The following is a 17,270-nucleotide window of genomic DNA, read 5'->3' as shown; positions in this document are numbered from 1 at the left end:
TCTGCTCCTCGGTTTTGAATTGTGGCACAGGTGGCGATTTTCGGCGAGATTTGCACCCTGCGGAATTCTTGACAACATTCACCGCTGCGCCAAAGGTCCTCTCAACCGAATAACAAGGACAAGACAGTCAATATGCAAGCGTTACTCAGCGTCGCGCCGGGCGGACCGGATACATTGGAACTTACGACCCTGCCCGACCCGGTGCCAGGAAAGGGAGAGTTGCTGGTTGGGGTCAAGGCTGCTGGCGTCAATTTCCCCGATACGTTGATGATCCAGGACCTGTATCAGATTAAACCACCAAGACCATTTGCCCCCGGGGGGGAAATCGCAGGTGAGGTATTGGGCGTTGGAGAAGGCGTGAACGGGTTCGAGGTTGGGGACAGGGTTCTGGCGCTGACCGGATTTGGCGGTTTTACCACGCAATTGACGGTCAAGGCGGCCACAGCAGTGAAATTCCCCGCATCGATGCCATTCGATGACGCGGCATGTTTCATTTTCACCTACGGCACGTCCTACCACGCGCTGAAAGACCGTGCCGCATTGCAGCCTGGTGAAACGCTTTTGGTGCTGGGTGCCGCAGGTGGTGTCGGTAGCGCGGCCATTGAGCTGGGCAAGGCGATGGGGGCGCGTGTCATAGCGGCCGTATCTTCTCAGGAAAAGGCGGATTTTTGCCGTCAAATCGGCGCGGACGACACAATCGTATATTCCCGCCAGATGGATCGTGATGCCCAAAAGGCATTCTCTGGTGAAATCAAGGCCATAGCGGGCGCAAATGGCGTGGATGTCGTCTATGATGCCGTTGGTGGGGATTATGCCGAACCAGCGCTGCGCAGCATGGCGTGGAATGGCCGGTTCCTTGTTGTCGGGTTTCCGGCCGGTATTCCCAAAGTCCCACTCAATCTACCATTGTTGAAGGGCTGCCAGGTCGTTGGCGTGTTCTGGGGGGCTTCGGTCCATCGTGGTCCCAAGGGACATGCCGAAAATGTCAGGGAATTGTTCGACTTATATGCCAAATCTCAGATAAAACCGCAAATCAGCGAACGGTTTCCGTTGGCGGAAGCAAGCGAGGCACTGACATTGCTGAACGACCGCACCGTTCTTGGTAAAGTTGTGATAACGATGCCCGAATCCTGACTGGTTTTCGACGCTCAGTTCAAGATTTGATGGTGTCCGATGCGCGACACTCGCCTGATGAGTGCGCAGGTTGGTGGACATCCATACCTAATCACGTTTATCAACCAGTAATGGGACGGAGAATGAATGCATAAAGTTCTGATTTTGAACGGTCCGAACCTGAACTTGCTGGGCACACGACAACCCGAGGTTTATGGCCGTACAACGCTGAAAATGGTCGAAGAAACCTGTGTAAGCCACGGCGCGTCGATCGGGTTGGACGTATCACACCTGCAATCCAATCACGAAGGTGTGCTGATTGACGCGATCCACGCGGCCAAAGGCAATCAGGACGGGATCGTTCTGAACGCCGGCGCGTATACCCACACCTCGGTCGCCTTGATGGACGCGATATCCTCGGTCGAGTTGCCGGTTGTTGAGGTTCACCTGTCGAACATACATGCGCGCGAGCCCTTCCGGCACAAATCCTATGTGGCGCCGGTTGCGCTGGGACAGATCTGCGGCTTTGGGCTGCAGAGCTATGTGATGGCGCTGGATGGGTTGTCGGCTCATCTGCAGAATGAGGGGTCCGTATGAAGCTGGGTGAGTATCTGAATTTCCTCAGCTACGTCAAAACTCTGGAGGAGCTTTGGGACGCTCATTGTCGCCAGATGGCAAATTTCGGGTTCGACCGTCTGCTATACGGCTATACGCGTTACAGGACCGAAACGTCTTTGGGAGACCCCGAAGACTTCACTATCCTTACAAACCACGACAAAGAGTACATCGATGGTTTCGTGCGCGACGGGCTGTACTTTCATGCGCCAATGCTGAAATGGGCGCTGCACAATGAAGGCGCGGCCAGTTGGAGAATGATTCAAGATATGAATTCTGACGGCACGATGACCGCCCAGGAACGCCAGGTATACGAGTTCAATCGGTCAAAAGGCGTTGTGGCGGGATACACTGTCAGTTTCACCTCGGTGTCGATGCGGTCCAAGGGGGCGATCTCTCTTTCGGCTGGTGGTGACACAAGTCAGGATGAGGTCGACGCTATCTGGGCGGAACATGGCGATGACATCTTGTTGATGAACAATGTCGCGCATCTGAAGATACTTACCCTGCCCTACAACACCCCCAATCGCGCTCTGACGAAACGTCAGCGCGAAGCGCTGGAATGGGTTGGCGATGGGAAGACGACACAGGACATAGCGCTTTTGATGGGGCTGACGTCGGCGACCGTTGAGAAACATTTGAGGCTTGCCCGTGAGTCTCTTTCAGTCGAAACTACAGCGCAAGCCGTGCTCAAAGCATCCCTGCAAAATCAGATGTTCATCATGGAAGCATGATGTGTTCTTTTTGACGCTAAATTGCGTCAATTTACGTAAGGTAAGGAAAACATGACTTCCCAAATCTGAGCCCCAGTTGCAAAGTGATATTGTTCCGTGAGTGGTGGCTTTAGCCTGGGAACGTTTTGATCGGATCTTTGCAATACCAAAGCTCTCCGGTCGCTCTGACATAAAGGCGTCTATTTGTCCGCGTCTCTTAGTCGGAATTTTGGGGGGCCTCGACCATCCCCATCTGCGGGGCCCCTCAATACTTCCAATAGTAGTGTTGTATGATCTGTTCCTACGCCGGAAGGCGCAAAAAAACCGACTACTGGAAAGTAGCCGGTTTATTTCTGTTCAGGTTGAGGCCCCTTTCAGAGCCTCTGCCCGATTTAGCCCTGTACGGCTTTGGCAACTTCAGCTGCGAAGTCTTCTTTTTCGACCACGATGCCTTCGCCAACTTCCAGACGGACGAAACCAGTTATGGTTGCGCCTGCTTCTTTGGCAGCGGCTTCGACGGTCAGGTCAGGGTTCACAACGAACGACTGGTTCAACAGAGTTGATTCCGCGACGAATTTCTTCATACGGCCAACGATCATTTTTTCGATCACCTGCTCCGGCTTGCCGGATTCACGGGCGATGTCCATCTGAACCTGCTTTTCTTTTTCGACAACAGCCGGGTCCATGTCCGCTTCAGACAGGGCCGCCGGGTTCACAGCTGCGATGTGCATCGCAATCTGCTTGCCGATCACTTCGTCACCACCGGACAGTGCAACCAGTACACCGATTTTGCCCATGCCGTTGGTGGCTGCGTTGTGAACGTAGGACACAACAGAGTCGCCTGACAGTTTCGCCATGCGGCGAACTGACATGTTCTCACCAATGGTGGCAATCTTGTCGGTCAAGGTGTCAGCAACGTTCTTGCCGCCCAGATCAGCAGCCAACAGAGCTTCGACATTGTCGACGCCTTCTGCCGCGTAAGCAATCTTGCCAACCATTTCCTGGAACTCGGCGTTCTTCGCGACGAAGTCGGTTTCCGAGTTCACTTCGACAGCAACACCGTTGCCACCGTTGACGTGAACTGCAACCAGACCTTCTGCTGCGGTACGGCCGGATTTCTTGGCCGCTTTGGCAAGACCTTTGGTGCGCAGCCAATCAACGGCTTCGTCCATGTTGCCGCCGGTTTCGGTCAGCGCTTTTTTTGCGTCCATCATGCCTGCGCCGGTCGAGTCGCGCAGTTCTTTAACCATTGCTGCTGTGATTGCCATCTTTTGGCTCTCCTCAATTCAAACGGAATTGGGGCAGGTCTACCCTGCCCCATATGTCATTTACGTGACGGGCAGCTTACGCTTCGGCTTTGGCTTCCGGCGTGGCTTCTTCTGCAACGGGTGCTTCTTCCGCAACGACTTCTTCAACCGGTGCTTCTTCGAATGCGCCCAGGTCAACGCCTGCAGCACCCATCTGAGCGGTCATACCGTCCAGAGCGGCACGAGCAACCAGATCGCAATACAGAGAGATCGCGCGCGCTGCGTCGTCGTTGCCGGGGATGATGTAATCAACACCATCGGGCGAGCAGTTGGTATCGACAATTGCCACAACCGGGATACCCAGCTTGTTGGCTTCGGCGATGGCCAGTGCTTCTTTTTTGACGTCGATGACGAACAGCAGATCAGGAACGCCACCCATCTCGCGGATACCGCCCAGCGATGCCTGCAGTTTGCCCTGGTCACGTTCCATGCCCAGACGCTCTTTCTTGGTCAGGCCTTCGGCGCCCGATTCCATGGCTTCGTCAATCTGGTTCAGACGATTGATCGACTGGGAAACGGTTTTCCAGTTGGTCAGCGTGCCGCCCAGCCAGCGGTGGTTCATGTAGTACTGAGCCGACTTTTCAGCGGCTTCTGCGATCGGCTGAGCTGCCTGACGCTTGGTACCAACGAACAGAACGCGGCCACCTTTTGCAACGGTGTCACGAACGGCCTGCAGAGCCTGGTCCAACATTGGAACGGTCTGGGTCAGGTCCATGATGTGGATGCCATTGCGCGAGCCGTAGATAAACGGGCCCATGCGGGGATTCCAACGCTGTGTCTGGTGACCAAAGTGAACGCCAGCTTCCAGCAGCTGACGCATGGTGAACTCGGGAAGAGCCATGCTATTTTCCTTTTCCGGTTTACGCCTGGGCGGGGGTGAAAGAAGCGGATGCTCCAACCGGCGGGCCAGATAAGGATGTCTCCCTCAAATAGCCCAAACCCCGCCTGCGGGTTTTAATGGCGCGCGTATACGGTAGGATTTCGCCCTGTGCAAGTGCCAAATGGCCTTATTTTTCAAGCCGCGCAATTGCATGCGCGTGGCGCACTGCCTCTTCGCAATGTGCCGCCAACGCCTTGCGGTCGGCAAAATCGCTGACTTTGGCTGGAACGTGGTAAATCAATTCCACCGTCCCCTGCCGACGCGCGCCCAAGGTCTTGAGAAGATGCGGGGCAAAATCCATATCGCCCCACCAGCCATAGAATCTGTCAGGCTGCCCTTTTGGCGCGTGAAAGACTACGGAAACAGGCTGAACATACATGAAGTCCCGCAATTCACCCGAGAAGAACGCGGCAAAAAGCGTTGTTTTAAAGGGCAAAACACGAAGGCCGTCGGTCGAGGTGCCCTCGGGGAAAAACAACAACTTATGGCCGACTTTCAAGCGCTCTTCAAAGATCAAGGTCTGTTCGCGGGCTTTCTTGCGATCTCGTTCGATAAACACCGTGCCCGTGGCGCGGGCTAGCCAGCCGATACCCGGCCATTTGGCCACCTCGGCCTTGGACACGAAGTACACCCGCTTACGGGCGTTCAGCGCAAAGATGTCGAGCCAAGAAGTGTGGTTTGCGACTACAGCGCCGCGTTCGCGCAACAATTCACCGGAACTGCGAAAGCCGATGCCAAGAAGCCGAAGCGCATTGCGGCAGACAAACTGCGCAATGAACGGTGTGACCGGACGCCGTAAACCGAACAGCGGGCGCTCGATCAGGCGAACGGTCAACAAAACGAGCAGCCCGCCAAAAACCAGCAGTGCCAAGGGAAGGCCGCGCAAGATTACCAATGCCCAGCCAAATACGCCCAATTCAATCGGGTCTGGCGCGTCGTCACTGTCCCAAAGCGGATCGTTCACTGGATCAGGCTCCGCCGTAAATACGCCGCTGGCGCTCGTTCATGCGCGCCGTGTCGAGGATCAGGCATACATCTGTTGTGTTGAAAGCGTGGTCGATAAACGCCCCCTCGCCCACAAAGCCACCCAGCCGCAGGTACGCCTTGATCAGCGCGGGCACCTGTACCATCGCCTCACGGCGATCCAGCGCATCCGGCGCGACAAGGTCCATGCTCTGAAACACATCGGGCTGCGCCCTGACCCGCAGATCCGGCGGGGCCAGATGATTGTGGTGCAACATCGACAAAGGCTGGGCCAATTCCTGCACATTGATGCCGTGGAAGCTGGCGACGCCGAACAGCACCTCAATCTCGCGCTCGGCCACATATCCCGCCAGACCATTCCAAAGATGGTACATTGCCGTTCCGCCCCGATAGTCCGGGTGAAGGCAGGAACGCCCAAGCTCTAACAGTTTGCGGCCGCTCTGTTTCAACACGGTCAGGTCGTATTCATCCTCGGAATAAAACTGCCCCAATTCGATCGCTCGTTCGCCCGGTAACAGTCTGTAAACGCCCACAACTTCGCCAGTGGCGTCGTCATAGGCCAGCATGTGATCAAAATAAGGATCGAACTGATCCTGCTCTAACCCTGCCTCGTGGTCCACCATCTTGCCGCCGCCGCCCAATTCGCGGACGAACACATCATATCGCAGCCTCTGGGCTGCGCGCAGTTCGGCCTCGGATTCGGCAAGTTTGACGGTGAAAGAAGGGCCTGCATCCGGCATCGGGTATTCCGCTTTTGTTTGCGCGCTGATACCGCAGTTTTCGGTCAAATGGCAACCGGCGCGGCGGCGGCCCATCATTAACCATTCTTAAACCAGTTTCACGGATCAAAGACGGGCGTCAGGGCGATACGGGTTCCGTCAATCACCACTTTTCCCTGTTCTTGGAAATTCACGGTGATCTTGCCCCCAATGTTGGACTGCACCTGTCCGACGCCCCAGTCGGGGAAATCGGGGTGGCGGACATACATGCCCGGTGCAAGTATGGCATTGAGGTCTGTCATGATCGGGCTCCGGTCCGGCGGCAGATACAACAGGAGAGGTACGCATGGGCGACACCTACGTCAATCTGGCCGAACTGATTGGGTCGCGAATTTGTCACGATCTGATCAGCCCCATTGGCGCAATAATCAACGGGCTGGAACTGCTTGAGATGGTCGGAACCATGCAAGGCCCCGAGATGGAGCTGATCTCGGGCAGCGTAGGAAGTGCCGGAGCGAAGATCAGGTTCTTTCGGGTCGCTTTTGGGTCGGCCAGCGATCAACTGTTGGGCCGGGCCGAAGTCACTGAGTTGTTGAAAGACGTCGAAAGCGTTGGTCGCGTGCGTGTCAACTGGCACGTGACCGATGCCATGCCCCGCAATCAGGTCAAGCTCGCCTTTCTGGCCCTGATGTGTTGCGAAAGCGCCATGCCGATGGGGGGCGATGTCACCGTGGCAAACAACGGCGGCAGTTGGACGGTGACCGGTGTGGCGGACAAGCTGAATATAGAGGCTGATCTTTGGAAGAACCTACCCAAGGACCAATTTGCGAATAAGGTGACACCAGCACAGGTGCAGTTTGCACTGCTGCCCCAGACCGCTGCCTCGATGGGTCGGCGGGTTGCGGCGGAAACCACCTCAACCCGCGTCGCTATCCGGTTTTAGGACCGTACGGTCCCGTTGCCGCGGACAAGGTATTTGAAGCTCGTCAGCTGAGCGGCCCCGACCGGGCCGCGCGCATGCATTTTGCCAGTTGCAATACCGATCTCGGCCCCCATTCCGAACTCGCCACCATCGGCAAACTGGGTTGAGGCATTGTGCATCAGGATCGCACTGTCGAGCCGTTCAAAGAACCGGGCAGCGGCATCAGCATCCTCGGTCATGATGCAATCTGTGTGGTTCGAACCGAACTGGCGAATATGCGCGATTGCCTGATCAATATCAGCCACCGGCTTGGCTGCGATGATGCTGTCGAGGAATTCTTTGCCCCAGTCGTCGCCCGTGGCCGCTATGGTGCCGTCTAGGGCCAACGCGCCTTCGGCATGGATTTCGACGCCCGCCGCAAGCAAGGCGGAGATTATATCCCGGCCGAGTGTTTCAGCCACATCCTGATGGATCAGCAAGCACTCGGCAGCACCACAAATCCCAGTGCGCCGGGTTTTGGCGTTCAGCACGACGTCCAGCGTTTTTTGGGGGTCTGCAGCCTTGTCGACATAGATGTGCACGATACCTTCCAAGTGCGCAAAGACGGGCACGCGTGCCTCGCGCTGAACCAACCCAACCAGACCTTTTCCGCCGCGCGGAACGATGACGTCCACACAATCGGTCATGGTAAGCAGCTCTTGCACTGCGGCGCGGTCTCGCGTGGGCACAAGTTGAATGGCATCTTCTGGCAGGTTTGCAGCCTTTATCCCTTGGACCAGACAGGCGTGAATGGCGGTTGAGGAATGGAAACTTTCCGAGCCGCCGCGCAGGATCACTGCATTGCCCGACTTCAGGCACAATGCGCCTGCATCCGCCGTCACATTTGGACGGCTTTCGTAAATCACTCCGATAACGCCCAGAGGCGTGCGAACACGCTGGATGTTCAGGCCCGAGGCCATGTCCCATTCGGTCAGAACCTCACCCACGGGGTCTGCCTGATCCGCGACCGTGCGCAGCCCGTCAACCATGCCCTGAATGCGCGCATCATCCAGCATCAGCCGGTCCATCATCGCCGGGCTCAGGCCCTTTTCACGCCCAAACTCCAGGTCTTTCTTGTTGGCCTCAATGATATCCGCGCGGTTGGCCCAAACAGCGTCAGCCGCGGCAATCAGGGCGGCATGTTTACGCTCGGCACTTGCAAAGGCCAGATCGGCCGAGGCTGCTTTAGCGCGCTTACCAAGATCGGCCATAAGGGCGGGAATGTTGTCGAAATCCTTCATCTCAGGTGCCTTTCGGTCGGTCATTTGGTTCTATCATCGCGCCATTACAGCGCTAAATCATCTCGATGGATCAGGACAGCGCGGCCTGGATAGCCCAGTGTGGCTTCAATCTCTGAGGACTTCCGACCCTTGATCGCATCCGCCTCTTGCGCGGTATACCGGCTGAGGCCCTGCGCCAAACGCCTAGATTGGTGGTCCATGATCGCAACCGGATCACCGCGTCCGAAATCGCCGGTTACTTCAACGATACCAGCAGGCAGCAGGCTTTTGCCATTACCCAACGCTTTGGCCGCGCCTGCGTCCACTACGATTTCACCGCGCGGTTTCATGGCCGAAATCCAGCGCTTGCGCGCGGCATGCGGGTCCAGCGTCGCTGTAAACCAAGTACAATTGGCGCCATCTTCAAGCGATTTCAGCGGGTTCACAGTCGAACCTTCGGAGATCGCCATGTCACAACCGGCAGCAGTTGCCATCTTAGCGGCCAGCAGCTTGGTCTTCATTCCGCCTTTGGATAGACCGGAACCGGCATCGCCTGCCATTTCCTCGATCTCGGGCGTGATGGTCTCAATAACATCGAAACGCTTGGCGTTTCCGTCTTCACTCGGGTTCCCGGTGTAGAAACCGTCGACATCCGACAACAGGATCAATTGATCGGCCCCAACCGTCACGGCGATCTGCGCCGCCAACCGGTCATTGTCGCCGTAGCGGATCTCATCCGTAGCGACAGTATCGTTTTCATTAACGATCGGAACCACGCCCAAGCTCAGCAAAGTCTCCAGCGTCGCGCGCGAATTCAGATACCGCCGCCGGTCTTCGCTGTCTTCCAGCGTCACCAAAACCTGCGCAGTTGTGATTTTGTGCGGCGTCAAAGCCTCTTCATAAGCCCGCGCCAGCCGAATTTGGCCAACAGCAGCAGCGGCCTGAGATTGTTCCAACGGCAAATCCGCCATGGGCAGGCCCAAAACACCGCGCCCCAACGCAATCGAGCCGGATGAGACCAAAATGACGTCAGTTCCCTGCCCTTTGAGCCAGGCCACGTCTTGGGCCAGCGAGTGCAACCAATCCGACCTCAGCAACCCGGTATCACGGTCCACCAGCAAGGCAGAGCCGATTTTGACGACCAATCGGCGTGCTGCGGTCAGGGTTGCCAAGACTTGGTCTCCTCAACGGGTTTTTGTCGCAGACGGTTTTCGTCGATCTGGGCACGCAAGGCGCGCAACACTTCGGTCACGCCCAGATGCGCGACGCCAGACATGGTCATCACAGGGCCACCAACAGCCTCTTCCAGCTCAGCCCGTTGTAAGGCCAATTCTTCTTCGTCCAGCGCATCGACCTTGTTCAAAACTGTGATCCGGGGCTTTTCAGCCAGTTCACCACCGTAAGCTTCAAGTTCATGAATGATGGTGCGGTAATCCTCGGCGACGGTTTCCGAGGTGCCATCGACCAGATGCAGCAGAACGGCACAACGTTCCACGTGACCAAGGAACCGATCACCGATCCCGCGTCCCTCATGGGCGCCTTCGATCAGGCCGGGAATATCCGCGACGACGAATTCCACATTGTCGACACCGACCACACCAAGATTGGGATGCAGGGTCGTGAACGGATAGTCGGCAATCTTGGGACGCGCGTTCGATGTTGCCGCCAGAAAGGTCGATTTACCAGCATTGGGCATGCCCAACAGGCCCACATCGGCAATCAGCTTCAGCCGCAGCCAGATCGTGCGGTCGATCCCTGCCTGACCTGGATTGGCCCGGCGCGGAGCCTGATTGGTTGCCGATTTGAAGTGCAGGTTGCCAAAGCCACCATTGCCGCCCTTGGCCAGCAGAACACGCTGCCCAACCTCTGTCAGGTCGCAGATGACGGTCTCTTCGTCCTCGTCCAGAATCTCAGTCCCGACAGGCACACGCAGGATGATTTCGTCACCATCCTTGCCCGTGCGCTGCTGACCACGACCGGGTTGACCGTTCTTGGCAAAGAAATGCTGCTGATAGCGGAAGTCGATCAGGGTGTTCAGCCCATCCACAACCTCGGCCCAAACAGACCCGCCCTTACCGCCGTCACCGCCATCGGGACCGCCGTATTCAATGTATTTTTCACGCCGAAAGCTGACGCACCCGCCACCGCCGGCCCCGGACCGGATGTAGACCTTTGCAAGATCGAGAAATTTCATAACTGTCCCCTACTGCAAGGGCCCCATCGGCCACAAGTCAGAGTTTTTTACTATATGTCCAGGTGGGCACATTCGCATCGCGCGCCACCGAGTAACTTTCGGCATCACCCAGATACTGGAACCCACAATGGGTCAGAACCCGGGCCGAGGCAGGATTGTCCTGAAACACGCTGGCAAACAAATTTGAGTTTTCAAGCGGGTTAGCTTTCACCAACATCTCGACGGCCAGTGAGGCTACGCCTGTATTCCAGTAAACAGGCGCCACCCAATAGCCAACTTCGGACTGATTGCGATCCAGCCGTGTAAGCGAAATCAGACCAATCAGTTCCGGCCCACCATCTTTGGTGGCGTCCATCGCCCAGACGTCCTCATCCCGGTCTTCAGCCATTGAACGCGTCACAAACGCCTCGACCGACCCCGGTGGCAGCGGATGCGGGATCGACGTAGTCATACGTGCCACGCGCTCATCGCCTGCATAATGCTCGATGAGACCCATATCCGACCGGCGCAATGGGCGCAGATCGAACCGCTCGGTTTCGAGGACCGGCTGGTTTATTATTGTCTCGAGTTTCATGTGTGCGTTCCTCCTCCGAACAACACAAAAAATACGGACGCAACAGTGAGACTCGCTAACGTCCACATCAGATATTTTTCCACGGGCCGACCTTCAACCACGTGGGCAATTCTATCTCCGGCAAATGTCCAGATCGGGTGTAAAACCGCCTGGCAAAGCAATAAACAGAGAGCGATCGTGAACGTCGCGTTAAAGCTGGGCGTGCCAACCGCAACGAACCCGGTAAAACCGGCTATGATCATGGCCCATGCCTTCGGGTTAAGGGGATGAACGATCAACCCCGCCCAAAAACCGGGCACGTCTCCGACAGTTTCACTGCGTGAAAGACGCAGGTTCGCGATCTTCCAGGCCAGCCAGCAGATATACGCCGCCGAGGCGTACTTCAGGACCGAAAAGACAATCGGTGCCTGATCCGCGAGTTGCAGCAGACCAAAACCAACGGGCCAGATGATCAGCTGTTTGCCAAGGATCACACCGGCCACAAACGGCAGAGCCGCCCGAAACCCGTAGCGTGCACCTGTGCCCAGCAGGACCATATTGGCGGGTCCGGGCGTTCCGACCTGTGAGGCTGCGAAGATCAGGAAACTAGTTGTTGCAACGGTCATTGCATCGCCTCCCAGTCCACACGACGCAGCAAAACGTCCTGAATTATCACATCTTCGTTGGTCGACTGCGCCGTCGCACGATGCTGGCCATTTGGTTTGAACCCAAGTTTTGACAAGACCGCCTTAGACCGTTCGTTGCCGACGTGATAACCCGAGGTGAGTTCCTGCTGATCAGATCGAAAGAACCTCGAAATCATCGCGCGGGAGGCTTCGGTCACATAGCCCTGCCCCCAGAACGCTTTGGCAACCCAATATCCCAGCTGAGATCCGGTCGAGATACAGCCGATGAGGTTCTCTTCCTGAGTGATGGCAAAGGCATCATCTTCGGCTGCCATCGCGTCGACAAATTCGGTTGAATGCGCGGCCTCATAGGGATGCGGTACCACCGTCAACCAGCGCACCACGTCCAGATCGTTCAGAAGAGTGACAAGACGCGACGAGTCCTCACGCCGAAACCGACGTAAGACAAGACGCTCTGTTTTTATCACTTCGATCATGGGACCGCTCCTGAAAACGAGAAAGGGGACCGGCACTTTCTGCCGGTCCCCCATGAAATTTTCTTAAACCTTCTGGGTTTCGGCTTACTCTGCGGCCTCCGCCACTGGCAGGACCGAAATAAAGGTGCGGTTTTTCAGTCCCTTGTGGAACTTCACGGCGCCATCCACGGTTGCAAAGATGGTGTGATCTTTGCCCATGCCTACGCCTTCGCCCGGCCAGAACTTGGTGCCGCGCTGACGCACGATGATGTTGCCTGAAATGGCGGCCTGGCCACCATACAGTTTCACGCCAAGGCGGCGACCAGCTGAGTCGCGACCGTTACGGGAGGAACCGCCAGCTTTTTTATGTGCCATTCTGTCTCTCCTTAGCCTTTAGCCAGATCTTTGGCCTGCTCAACCCATTCGGGTTTCACTTTGACCGTTTCGATAGCAGCAATCTGATCGTCCGACAAGGCGGCCAGAGCGGCAAAGCTCTCGATACCGGCTTCGGCCAGCTTCTTGGCAGCGGCGGGGCCGACACCGGTCAACTGGGTCAGATCGTCAGCGGCAGCAGCAGCGGCAGCGGCAGGTGCCTCTGCTTTGGCTTCAGCTTTCTTGGCAGGCTTTTTTGCCACGGGGGCAGCTTCGCCAGCCGGCGCCGAACCGGTTGCAGCTTTGATGCCCGACTTGTCGGCGCCTGACGCCAAAATGTCGGTGATCTTGACCAGAGTCAGCTTCTGACGGTGGCCAACGGTACGCTTCGAGCTGTGCTTACGACGGCGTTTTACGAAGTTGATGACCTTGTCACCTTTGATCTGTTCGATCACTTCGGCCTGAACGCCTGCGCCTGCGACGAACGGTGCACCAACAACAGGAGCGTCGCCGCCCAGCATCAGAACATCGTTGAATTGAACTGTTTCACCTGCGTCGGCAGCCAATTTTTCAACGCGGAGGATATCGCCCGCTTGAACTTTGTACTGCTTGCCGCCAGTCTTGAGGACCGCAAACATGCGTCTTTCCTTTGTCTAATCGCGTTCTATGGTCCCCGACCGGGCGTTTTTGGCTTTCGCCACCTCGAACAGCGCGCCCTTTTCGGGCTGTGTGACGACCCGTGGGACAAGGTCCTAGGGTCAATAATAACGACACCCGGCGCGGAAAACCGGCCGGGATGCGCGCTTATCCATAGATTGATCGGCAAAGTCAACATCAAATGCGGGGTCAAAGATCCGATGCGCCAAGCGCCCGTGAGACCGCCTGCCCCAGTTGAAAATAGATCTGGTCGTACATCTTGTCGAAACCGTCGAAAAAGGCTTCGTTTACGGCGCGTCCGGTCTCAGTTCGGGAAAAAGCAATGTTCTCCCGCATCTGAGCCTCATTAAGCGGTTGATAGGCCACCAGAAGGAAGGAATACAACCAGATGCGGTTTTCCTCGGCAAGCCTGCCCTTGTCCGACAAGAGCTGCGCCAGAATATCCTCCGAGCTGGTTCCGCCATCCGCGCTGAGACCGCGAAAAAAGTTGTAATCCGAACTAAGCGAGCTTTGGACGTTCTTTTCGATCAGGTCGTTGACGTCGATATACTCGCCGACCAGCCGGTAAAGTTGGGTGCCGCCTGCCCCGTTCAGATAGTTTTCGCGCGCCATGTCCTTGATGGTTTCATCTGCGAAAGCCTTTCTGGCCGAGTTTTCCAGTGTGATAACGGTTTGCCCGACATCACTTTCAAAGAACAGGATCGCGCGATCCATCTGGCTGGCTGTCAGGCTGACCTCAAAGGTCCCAGAAATCTGTTCCTGCATCCACTGTGGATCATAAATCTCGTCCACCTGATCATCGAAGAGCGGCCCGCCGTCACCACCCAAAAACGTGTCGTTCAGGCCTTTCGCCTGTGCCAAACCTTCGTCGCGCAAGATATCTACGACCTGTTCCATTTGAAGCGCCTGCATGAGGCGTTCAACCCGCTCGGACGCTGCCAGTGGCATGGCTGACAGCAAAACGGCAAAACAAGCAGCGATCAGGCGCATCAGATATCCTGAGCCGGGTGCAGTTCCGCCATCCGCGCGGCCAGATCTTCAAACTTCATGGCCATGATTTCGTATTGGATGGCATTCAGCAGCTCATAGACTTCTTGCATCAAAGGCTGCTCCAATGCCTCAGCATAGGCGACGACCTCAGAATCCGAGAAATCCTGATAGGTATAGGCTGCCCCGGCAAGCGCGGACAGCTGCAAAGCTTGCCGCATGCCGGTCTCATTGCGCTTCATCATCTGACGCAGTTCATCCGCGCCCAATTGCAAGTCGATCACCCCCGAGGCGCTGGCAGCAAGTAAAAAGCGTACCTGAATTTCCTGCAGCGCACGCAATGCCGTCCCGCTGGAATCAATAGCATTGTTCATGCGTTTCAAATTTTCGACCCGCTTGGATCCATCCTTGATCAGGTCCGAGACGATTTTCTGCCCTTCCAGTTGCTTGGCATCGTCATCTTCAACCATGTGCGATGCATTCTCGGACTCGACCAGCCGTTGCCCAAGGTCGGATGCATAGAACTCGACCGCATGGGTTAGCGCCTCATCGCTCAGCGTTTGTTCCAGGATAGACACAGCTGTTTCGCGCATGTCCTTGGTGTCAAAGACTTCTTCGGTCAGGCGTGTCCAGTCGGACCCAAACCCGTCAGGATCGATTCCCAACATTTGCGGGGCTGAGGCCGAGGCCAGCGCGATGCTTTCAAGTGCAACGTCGAACCCAGTCGTTGTCAAAAAGGCTTCGATCCGATCTCGTCCGGCAGCAAATGCTTGCTGCGACCCGGAGATCACGAACAGAACGGCGGCGATTAGCGGCAGGATAGTTTGGCGTAAAGGATAAGTCATACCTATGAGCCTAGGGGAAATACCGCGCCAGGCAACGGAAAATCCCGGCTTTGTCATTTTCAGGAATTTTCTGCTTGCACCCCCGCGCGTTCCTCACTAAATCCCCCCCTCACAGACCCCCGCGGAGAGGTGCCGGAGTGGTCGAACGGGGCGGTCTCGAAAACCGTTGTGGGTGCAAGCCCACCCAGGGTTCGAATCCCTGTCTCTCCGCCACTATGCCCCTGGTAAGTAATAAAAGTTATCGCCGACGCGGCGACTCATCAGGTGCCCATGCCAGACCTTACAATCCCGAAACTTGACATACTATGTCACATTTCGAGCTCCGCTTGCGCCGACTATGTCATCGGTCCAATCCAATTTTCACGGCAAATGCGTCCTTCAGACAGCCATTGCTGATCGCAGATCGACAATGGGAAACGGGCCCCGCAGATCTACGAGGCCCGTCTTCAGGTCATGAGCCAGCGAAGACTTACCGGAAGCCGTTGTCCCCATCGGAACTCGCGGCATTTTGCTCTTCCTGGGTCAGATACCGAAAGTAATAGCGCTCGGTCGTCCTCACCGACACATGGCCGATATAGCGGCTGACCCGGTAGATGCTCCAGCCCTCCTGCAAACGTTCGATCGCGAACTTGTGCCGGATATCATGCAGGCGTGAGCCAAATCCAGTTTCTTGCCCGTATTTCCAGAACAGGTTCTAGGCATCCTTGTAGTAGCCGTGAACGCTCCGGTTCCAAAATAAGTAAGGAGACGAATTGGAGCGCGGAATGCGAAGGAGGATGTCGATCGCCGCTTGTCGCAATAATACGACCCGGATTTTGCCCCCCTTGGTTTTCCGATAGGTGACCTTAACGTTGCCTTTAGTCGGATGCTCCAATCCCCTTATGTCGGACCACTTAAGCAACGCAGTTTCGGTGACCCGCCCCCCGGTTTCGTTTAGGAACTCCGAAAAGAACGCCAGTGTTCCTAGTGCTCTGGCCCCCAATTTCCTGATTGCGTCATCGGTTGGAATTTCAATGTCCGGTAAATTGTCTTTCATTCCGTGCCGTTCATAAGACACGACTGGGTTCTCACTAACCCAACCTTGGTTTTTCATCTCAGCCATCAGGTGCCGGAACGCGGTCAGATCGCGGTTGATCGTAGACACAGTGACACCTTTGTCTTTCCTTCGCTCGACGAACTCGGATACCACGGCCGTTGTAATATCCATTGCAAAGAGATCGCGAATATCGCGGCCCTCATCCTCACAAAGCTCATCGAGGATATTGAGTATTTTGCGCAGGCTCGTCTTGTAACGCTTGATGGTTTCGTCCGACCAGGCGGTGCCTCCCTGCCCCATTCCGTCGTAGAACTTGACATGACCGACCTGAAACAACCAATCATCTTCGCCCTTACCCAAATCGGACCTTCGACCAGCCTTCGAGATGCTGCAGTGCGGCTCATCGGAGCGGGCATTCGCTGCTGGCGTGAAACGGAAGGTCACTCGAGGTCGATAGCGCGCAACAAAGTGTGAACTCGTTGTGACTGACACCTACTATTGACGGTGCATACTATCAGCACTCTCTAACTGCCATCACAGCACCAAACGAGATGGACACAATTTAAAAGGCTGATATTAGTTCGGGGAACTAAGTTAATCGCCAAAAATGTTCCGGAAGCTGATGCACCAGAATGGTCAAAAACTCTACGCTTGGTTGTTTGAAATACTCCGCCACCAGGAAACACAACAGGTTAACGAGAAACAAGACTGCGATCCTTTCAATAGATGCAAAAAACTAACGATTTTTCTTACACTACTCCTCCCAAAGTCGAAGATAGAAACCAATCTGATAAACTACCCCCAATCATCAGACGCAAGCCAGAATGTAGAGAAAAAAAGCTCCGGTGTTTCATGCTCTGACAAATGACTCTGAATTTGATCTCGCTAGGCTCCAGACTCATTGATTTACAGCCAGAATAGGACGGTAGCCGCGAGAGCGATGGCCGACAGGAAGACCTTTGGGGATCTATCATAGCGGGTAGCGACACGCCGCCAGTCCTTGAGGCGTCCG

At 56.0% G+C, this 17,270-nt stretch carries 21 protein-coding genes, 1 tRNA gene and 1 pseudogene; 5 read left to right on the top strand and 18 right to left on the bottom strand.

Annotated features, from left to right (window positions below; translation table 11 throughout):
* Positions 1 to 132 precede the first annotated feature (132 nt).
* From DK510_RS07040 to DK510_RS07030, 3 genes are all read left to right on the top strand, one after another.
* Positions 133 to 1,134, top strand: a complete 1,002-nt coding sequence (locus DK510_RS07040) for an NADPH:quinone oxidoreductase family protein (protein ID WP_109311497.1) — start codon at positions 133 to 135, stop codon at positions 1,132 to 1,134.
* Positions 1,135 to 1,260: 126 nt separating this feature from the next.
* On the top strand, positions 1,261 to 1,710 hold the full coding sequence (gene aroQ, locus DK510_RS07035) for a type II 3-dehydroquinate dehydratase (RefSeq protein WP_109311496.1): 450 nt from the start codon (positions 1,261 to 1,263) through the stop codon (positions 1,708 to 1,710).
* Complete coding sequence (locus DK510_RS07030; protein WP_109311495.1) at positions 1,707 to 2,462, top strand: LuxR family transcriptional regulator; 756 nt, start codon at positions 1,707 to 1,709, stop codon at positions 2,460 to 2,462. The genes aroQ and DK510_RS07030 overlap by 4 nt, the downstream gene beginning before the upstream one ends.
* A 371-nt stretch (positions 2,463 to 2,833) precedes the next feature.
* On the opposite strand, the gene tsf is transcribed toward DK510_RS07030, so the two are convergent.
* The 5 genes from tsf to DK510_RS07005 form a co-directional block, all read right to left on the bottom strand.
* Complete coding sequence (gene tsf, locus DK510_RS07025; RefSeq protein WP_109311494.1) at positions 2,834 to 3,709, bottom strand: translation elongation factor Ts; 876 nt, start codon at positions 3,707 to 3,709, stop codon at positions 2,834 to 2,836.
* A 76-nt stretch (positions 3,710 to 3,785) separates the two neighbouring features.
* Positions 3,786 to 4,589, bottom strand: a complete 804-nt coding sequence (gene rpsB, locus DK510_RS07020) for a 30S ribosomal protein S2 (protein WP_058271914.1) — start codon at positions 4,587 to 4,589, stop codon at positions 3,786 to 3,788.
* 166 nt (positions 4,590 to 4,755) lie between these two features.
* Positions 4,756 to 5,592 (bottom strand): 1-acyl-sn-glycerol-3-phosphate acyltransferase, encoded by an 837-nt coding sequence (locus DK510_RS07015; protein WP_109311493.1) that lies wholly within the window; start codon positions 5,590 to 5,592, stop codon positions 4,756 to 4,758.
* A 4-nt stretch (positions 5,593 to 5,596) separates the two neighbouring features.
* Entirely contained in the window at positions 5,597 to 6,352 is a 756-nt protein-coding gene (locus DK510_RS07010; RefSeq protein WP_109311659.1) for a GNAT family N-acetyltransferase, read from the bottom strand.
* A 98-nt stretch (positions 6,353 to 6,450) separates the two neighbouring features.
* The gene (locus DK510_RS07005; protein ID WP_058271637.1) at positions 6,451 to 6,633 is read right to left on the bottom strand and encodes a DUF3553 domain-containing protein; all 183 of its coding nucleotides are present in this window, start codon (positions 6,631 to 6,633) and stop codon (positions 6,451 to 6,453) included.
* 44 nt (positions 6,634 to 6,677) lie between these two features.
* Between DK510_RS07005 and DK510_RS07000 the strand changes: the two genes are divergently transcribed.
* Positions 6,678 to 7,274 carry a histidine phosphotransferase family protein gene (locus DK510_RS07000; RefSeq protein ID WP_109311492.1) on the top strand — a complete coding sequence of 199 codons (597 nt, stop codon included), beginning with the start codon at positions 6,678 to 6,680 and terminating at the stop codon, positions 7,272 to 7,274.
* On the opposite strand, the gene DK510_RS06995 is transcribed toward DK510_RS07000, so the two are convergent.
* From DK510_RS06995 to DK510_RS06950, 10 genes are all read right to left on the bottom strand, one after another.
* Positions 7,271 to 8,533: a glutamate-5-semialdehyde dehydrogenase gene (locus DK510_RS06995; protein WP_109311658.1), complete on the bottom strand. Its 1,263-nt coding sequence runs from the start codon at positions 8,531 to 8,533 to the stop codon at positions 7,271 to 7,273. The genes DK510_RS07000 and DK510_RS06995 overlap by 4 nt on opposite strands.
* Before the next feature lie 44 nt (positions 8,534 to 8,577).
* The gene (gene proB / locus DK510_RS06990) at positions 8,578 to 9,684 is read right to left on the bottom strand and encodes a glutamate 5-kinase (protein WP_109311491.1); all 1,107 of its coding nucleotides are present in this window, start codon (positions 9,682 to 9,684) and stop codon (positions 8,578 to 8,580) included.
* Complete coding sequence (obgE, locus tag DK510_RS06985) at positions 9,672 to 10,706, bottom strand: GTPase ObgE (protein WP_109311490.1); 1,035 nt, start codon at positions 10,704 to 10,706, stop codon at positions 9,672 to 9,674. The genes proB and obgE overlap by 13 nt, the downstream gene beginning before the upstream one ends.
* Positions 10,707 to 10,743: 37 nt before the next feature.
* The gene (locus tag DK510_RS06980) at positions 10,744 to 11,280 is read right to left on the bottom strand and encodes a GNAT family N-acetyltransferase (protein ID WP_058277925.1); all 537 of its coding nucleotides are present in this window, start codon (positions 11,278 to 11,280) and stop codon (positions 10,744 to 10,746) included.
* On the bottom strand, positions 11,277 to 11,885 hold the full coding sequence (locus DK510_RS06975; protein WP_109311489.1) for a LysE family translocator: 609 nt from the start codon (positions 11,883 to 11,885) through the stop codon (positions 11,277 to 11,279). The genes DK510_RS06980 and DK510_RS06975 overlap by 4 nt, the downstream gene beginning before the upstream one ends.
* Positions 11,882 to 12,382, bottom strand: coding sequence for a GNAT family N-acetyltransferase (locus tag DK510_RS06970; protein WP_160116478.1), 501 nt, complete (start codon positions 12,380 to 12,382; stop codon positions 11,882 to 11,884). The genes DK510_RS06975 and DK510_RS06970 overlap by 4 nt, the downstream gene beginning before the upstream one ends.
* A gap of 84 nt (positions 12,383 to 12,466) precedes the next feature.
* Complete coding sequence (gene rpmA, locus DK510_RS06965) at positions 12,467 to 12,736, bottom strand: 50S ribosomal protein L27 (RefSeq protein ID WP_058271644.1); 270 nt, start codon at positions 12,734 to 12,736, stop codon at positions 12,467 to 12,469.
* A gap of 11 nt (positions 12,737 to 12,747) precedes the next feature.
* Positions 12,748 to 13,371 (bottom strand): 50S ribosomal protein L21, encoded by a 624-nt coding sequence (locus DK510_RS06960; RefSeq protein ID WP_109311487.1) that lies wholly within the window; start codon positions 13,369 to 13,371, stop codon positions 12,748 to 12,750.
* A 208-nt stretch (positions 13,372 to 13,579) separates the two neighbouring features.
* The gene (locus tag DK510_RS06955) at positions 13,580 to 14,380 is read right to left on the bottom strand and encodes a DUF2059 domain-containing protein (protein ID WP_109311486.1); all 801 of its coding nucleotides are present in this window, start codon (positions 14,378 to 14,380) and stop codon (positions 13,580 to 13,582) included.
* Positions 14,380 to 15,222: a DUF2059 domain-containing protein gene (locus DK510_RS06950; RefSeq protein WP_109311485.1), complete on the bottom strand. Its 843-nt coding sequence runs from the start codon at positions 15,220 to 15,222 to the stop codon at positions 14,380 to 14,382. Before DK510_RS06950 ends, DK510_RS06955 begins: the two co-directional genes overlap by 1 nt.
* A 123-nt stretch (positions 15,223 to 15,345) precedes the next feature.
* Here DK510_RS06950 and DK510_RS06945 point away from each other — a divergent pair.
* Positions 15,346 to 15,435: transfer RNA gene (locus DK510_RS06945), tRNA-Ser, on the top strand.
* Positions 15,436 to 15,691: 256 nt separating this feature from the next.
* Here DK510_RS06945 and DK510_RS23610 read toward each other — a convergent pair.
* From DK510_RS23610 to DK510_RS06925, 3 genes and pseudogenes are all read right to left on the bottom strand, one after another.
* Positions 15,692 to 15,871 carry a tyrosine-type recombinase/integrase gene (locus DK510_RS23610; protein ID WP_370246253.1) on the bottom strand — a complete coding sequence of 60 codons (180 nt, stop codon included), beginning with the start codon at positions 15,869 to 15,871 and terminating at the stop codon, positions 15,692 to 15,694.
* A gap of 45 nt (positions 15,872 to 15,916) precedes the next feature.
* Positions 15,917 to 16,702, bottom strand: coding sequence for a site-specific integrase (locus tag DK510_RS06935; RefSeq protein WP_160116476.1), 786 nt, complete (start codon positions 16,700 to 16,702; stop codon positions 15,917 to 15,919).
* 462 nt (positions 16,703 to 17,164) lie between these two features.
* Positions 17,165 to 17,270: pseudogene (locus tag DK510_RS06925) on the bottom strand (IS5/IS1182 family transposase); the annotation flags it as partial.

The organism is Ruegeria sp. AU67 (genome assembly GCF_900312795.1).
Taxonomy (GTDB): Bacteria; Pseudomonadota; Alphaproteobacteria; order Rhodobacterales; family Rhodobacteraceae; genus Ruegeria; species Ruegeria atlantica.
Note: the sequence above shows the minus strand (reverse complement) of the source record. Positions and strands in the feature narration are given on the sequence as shown.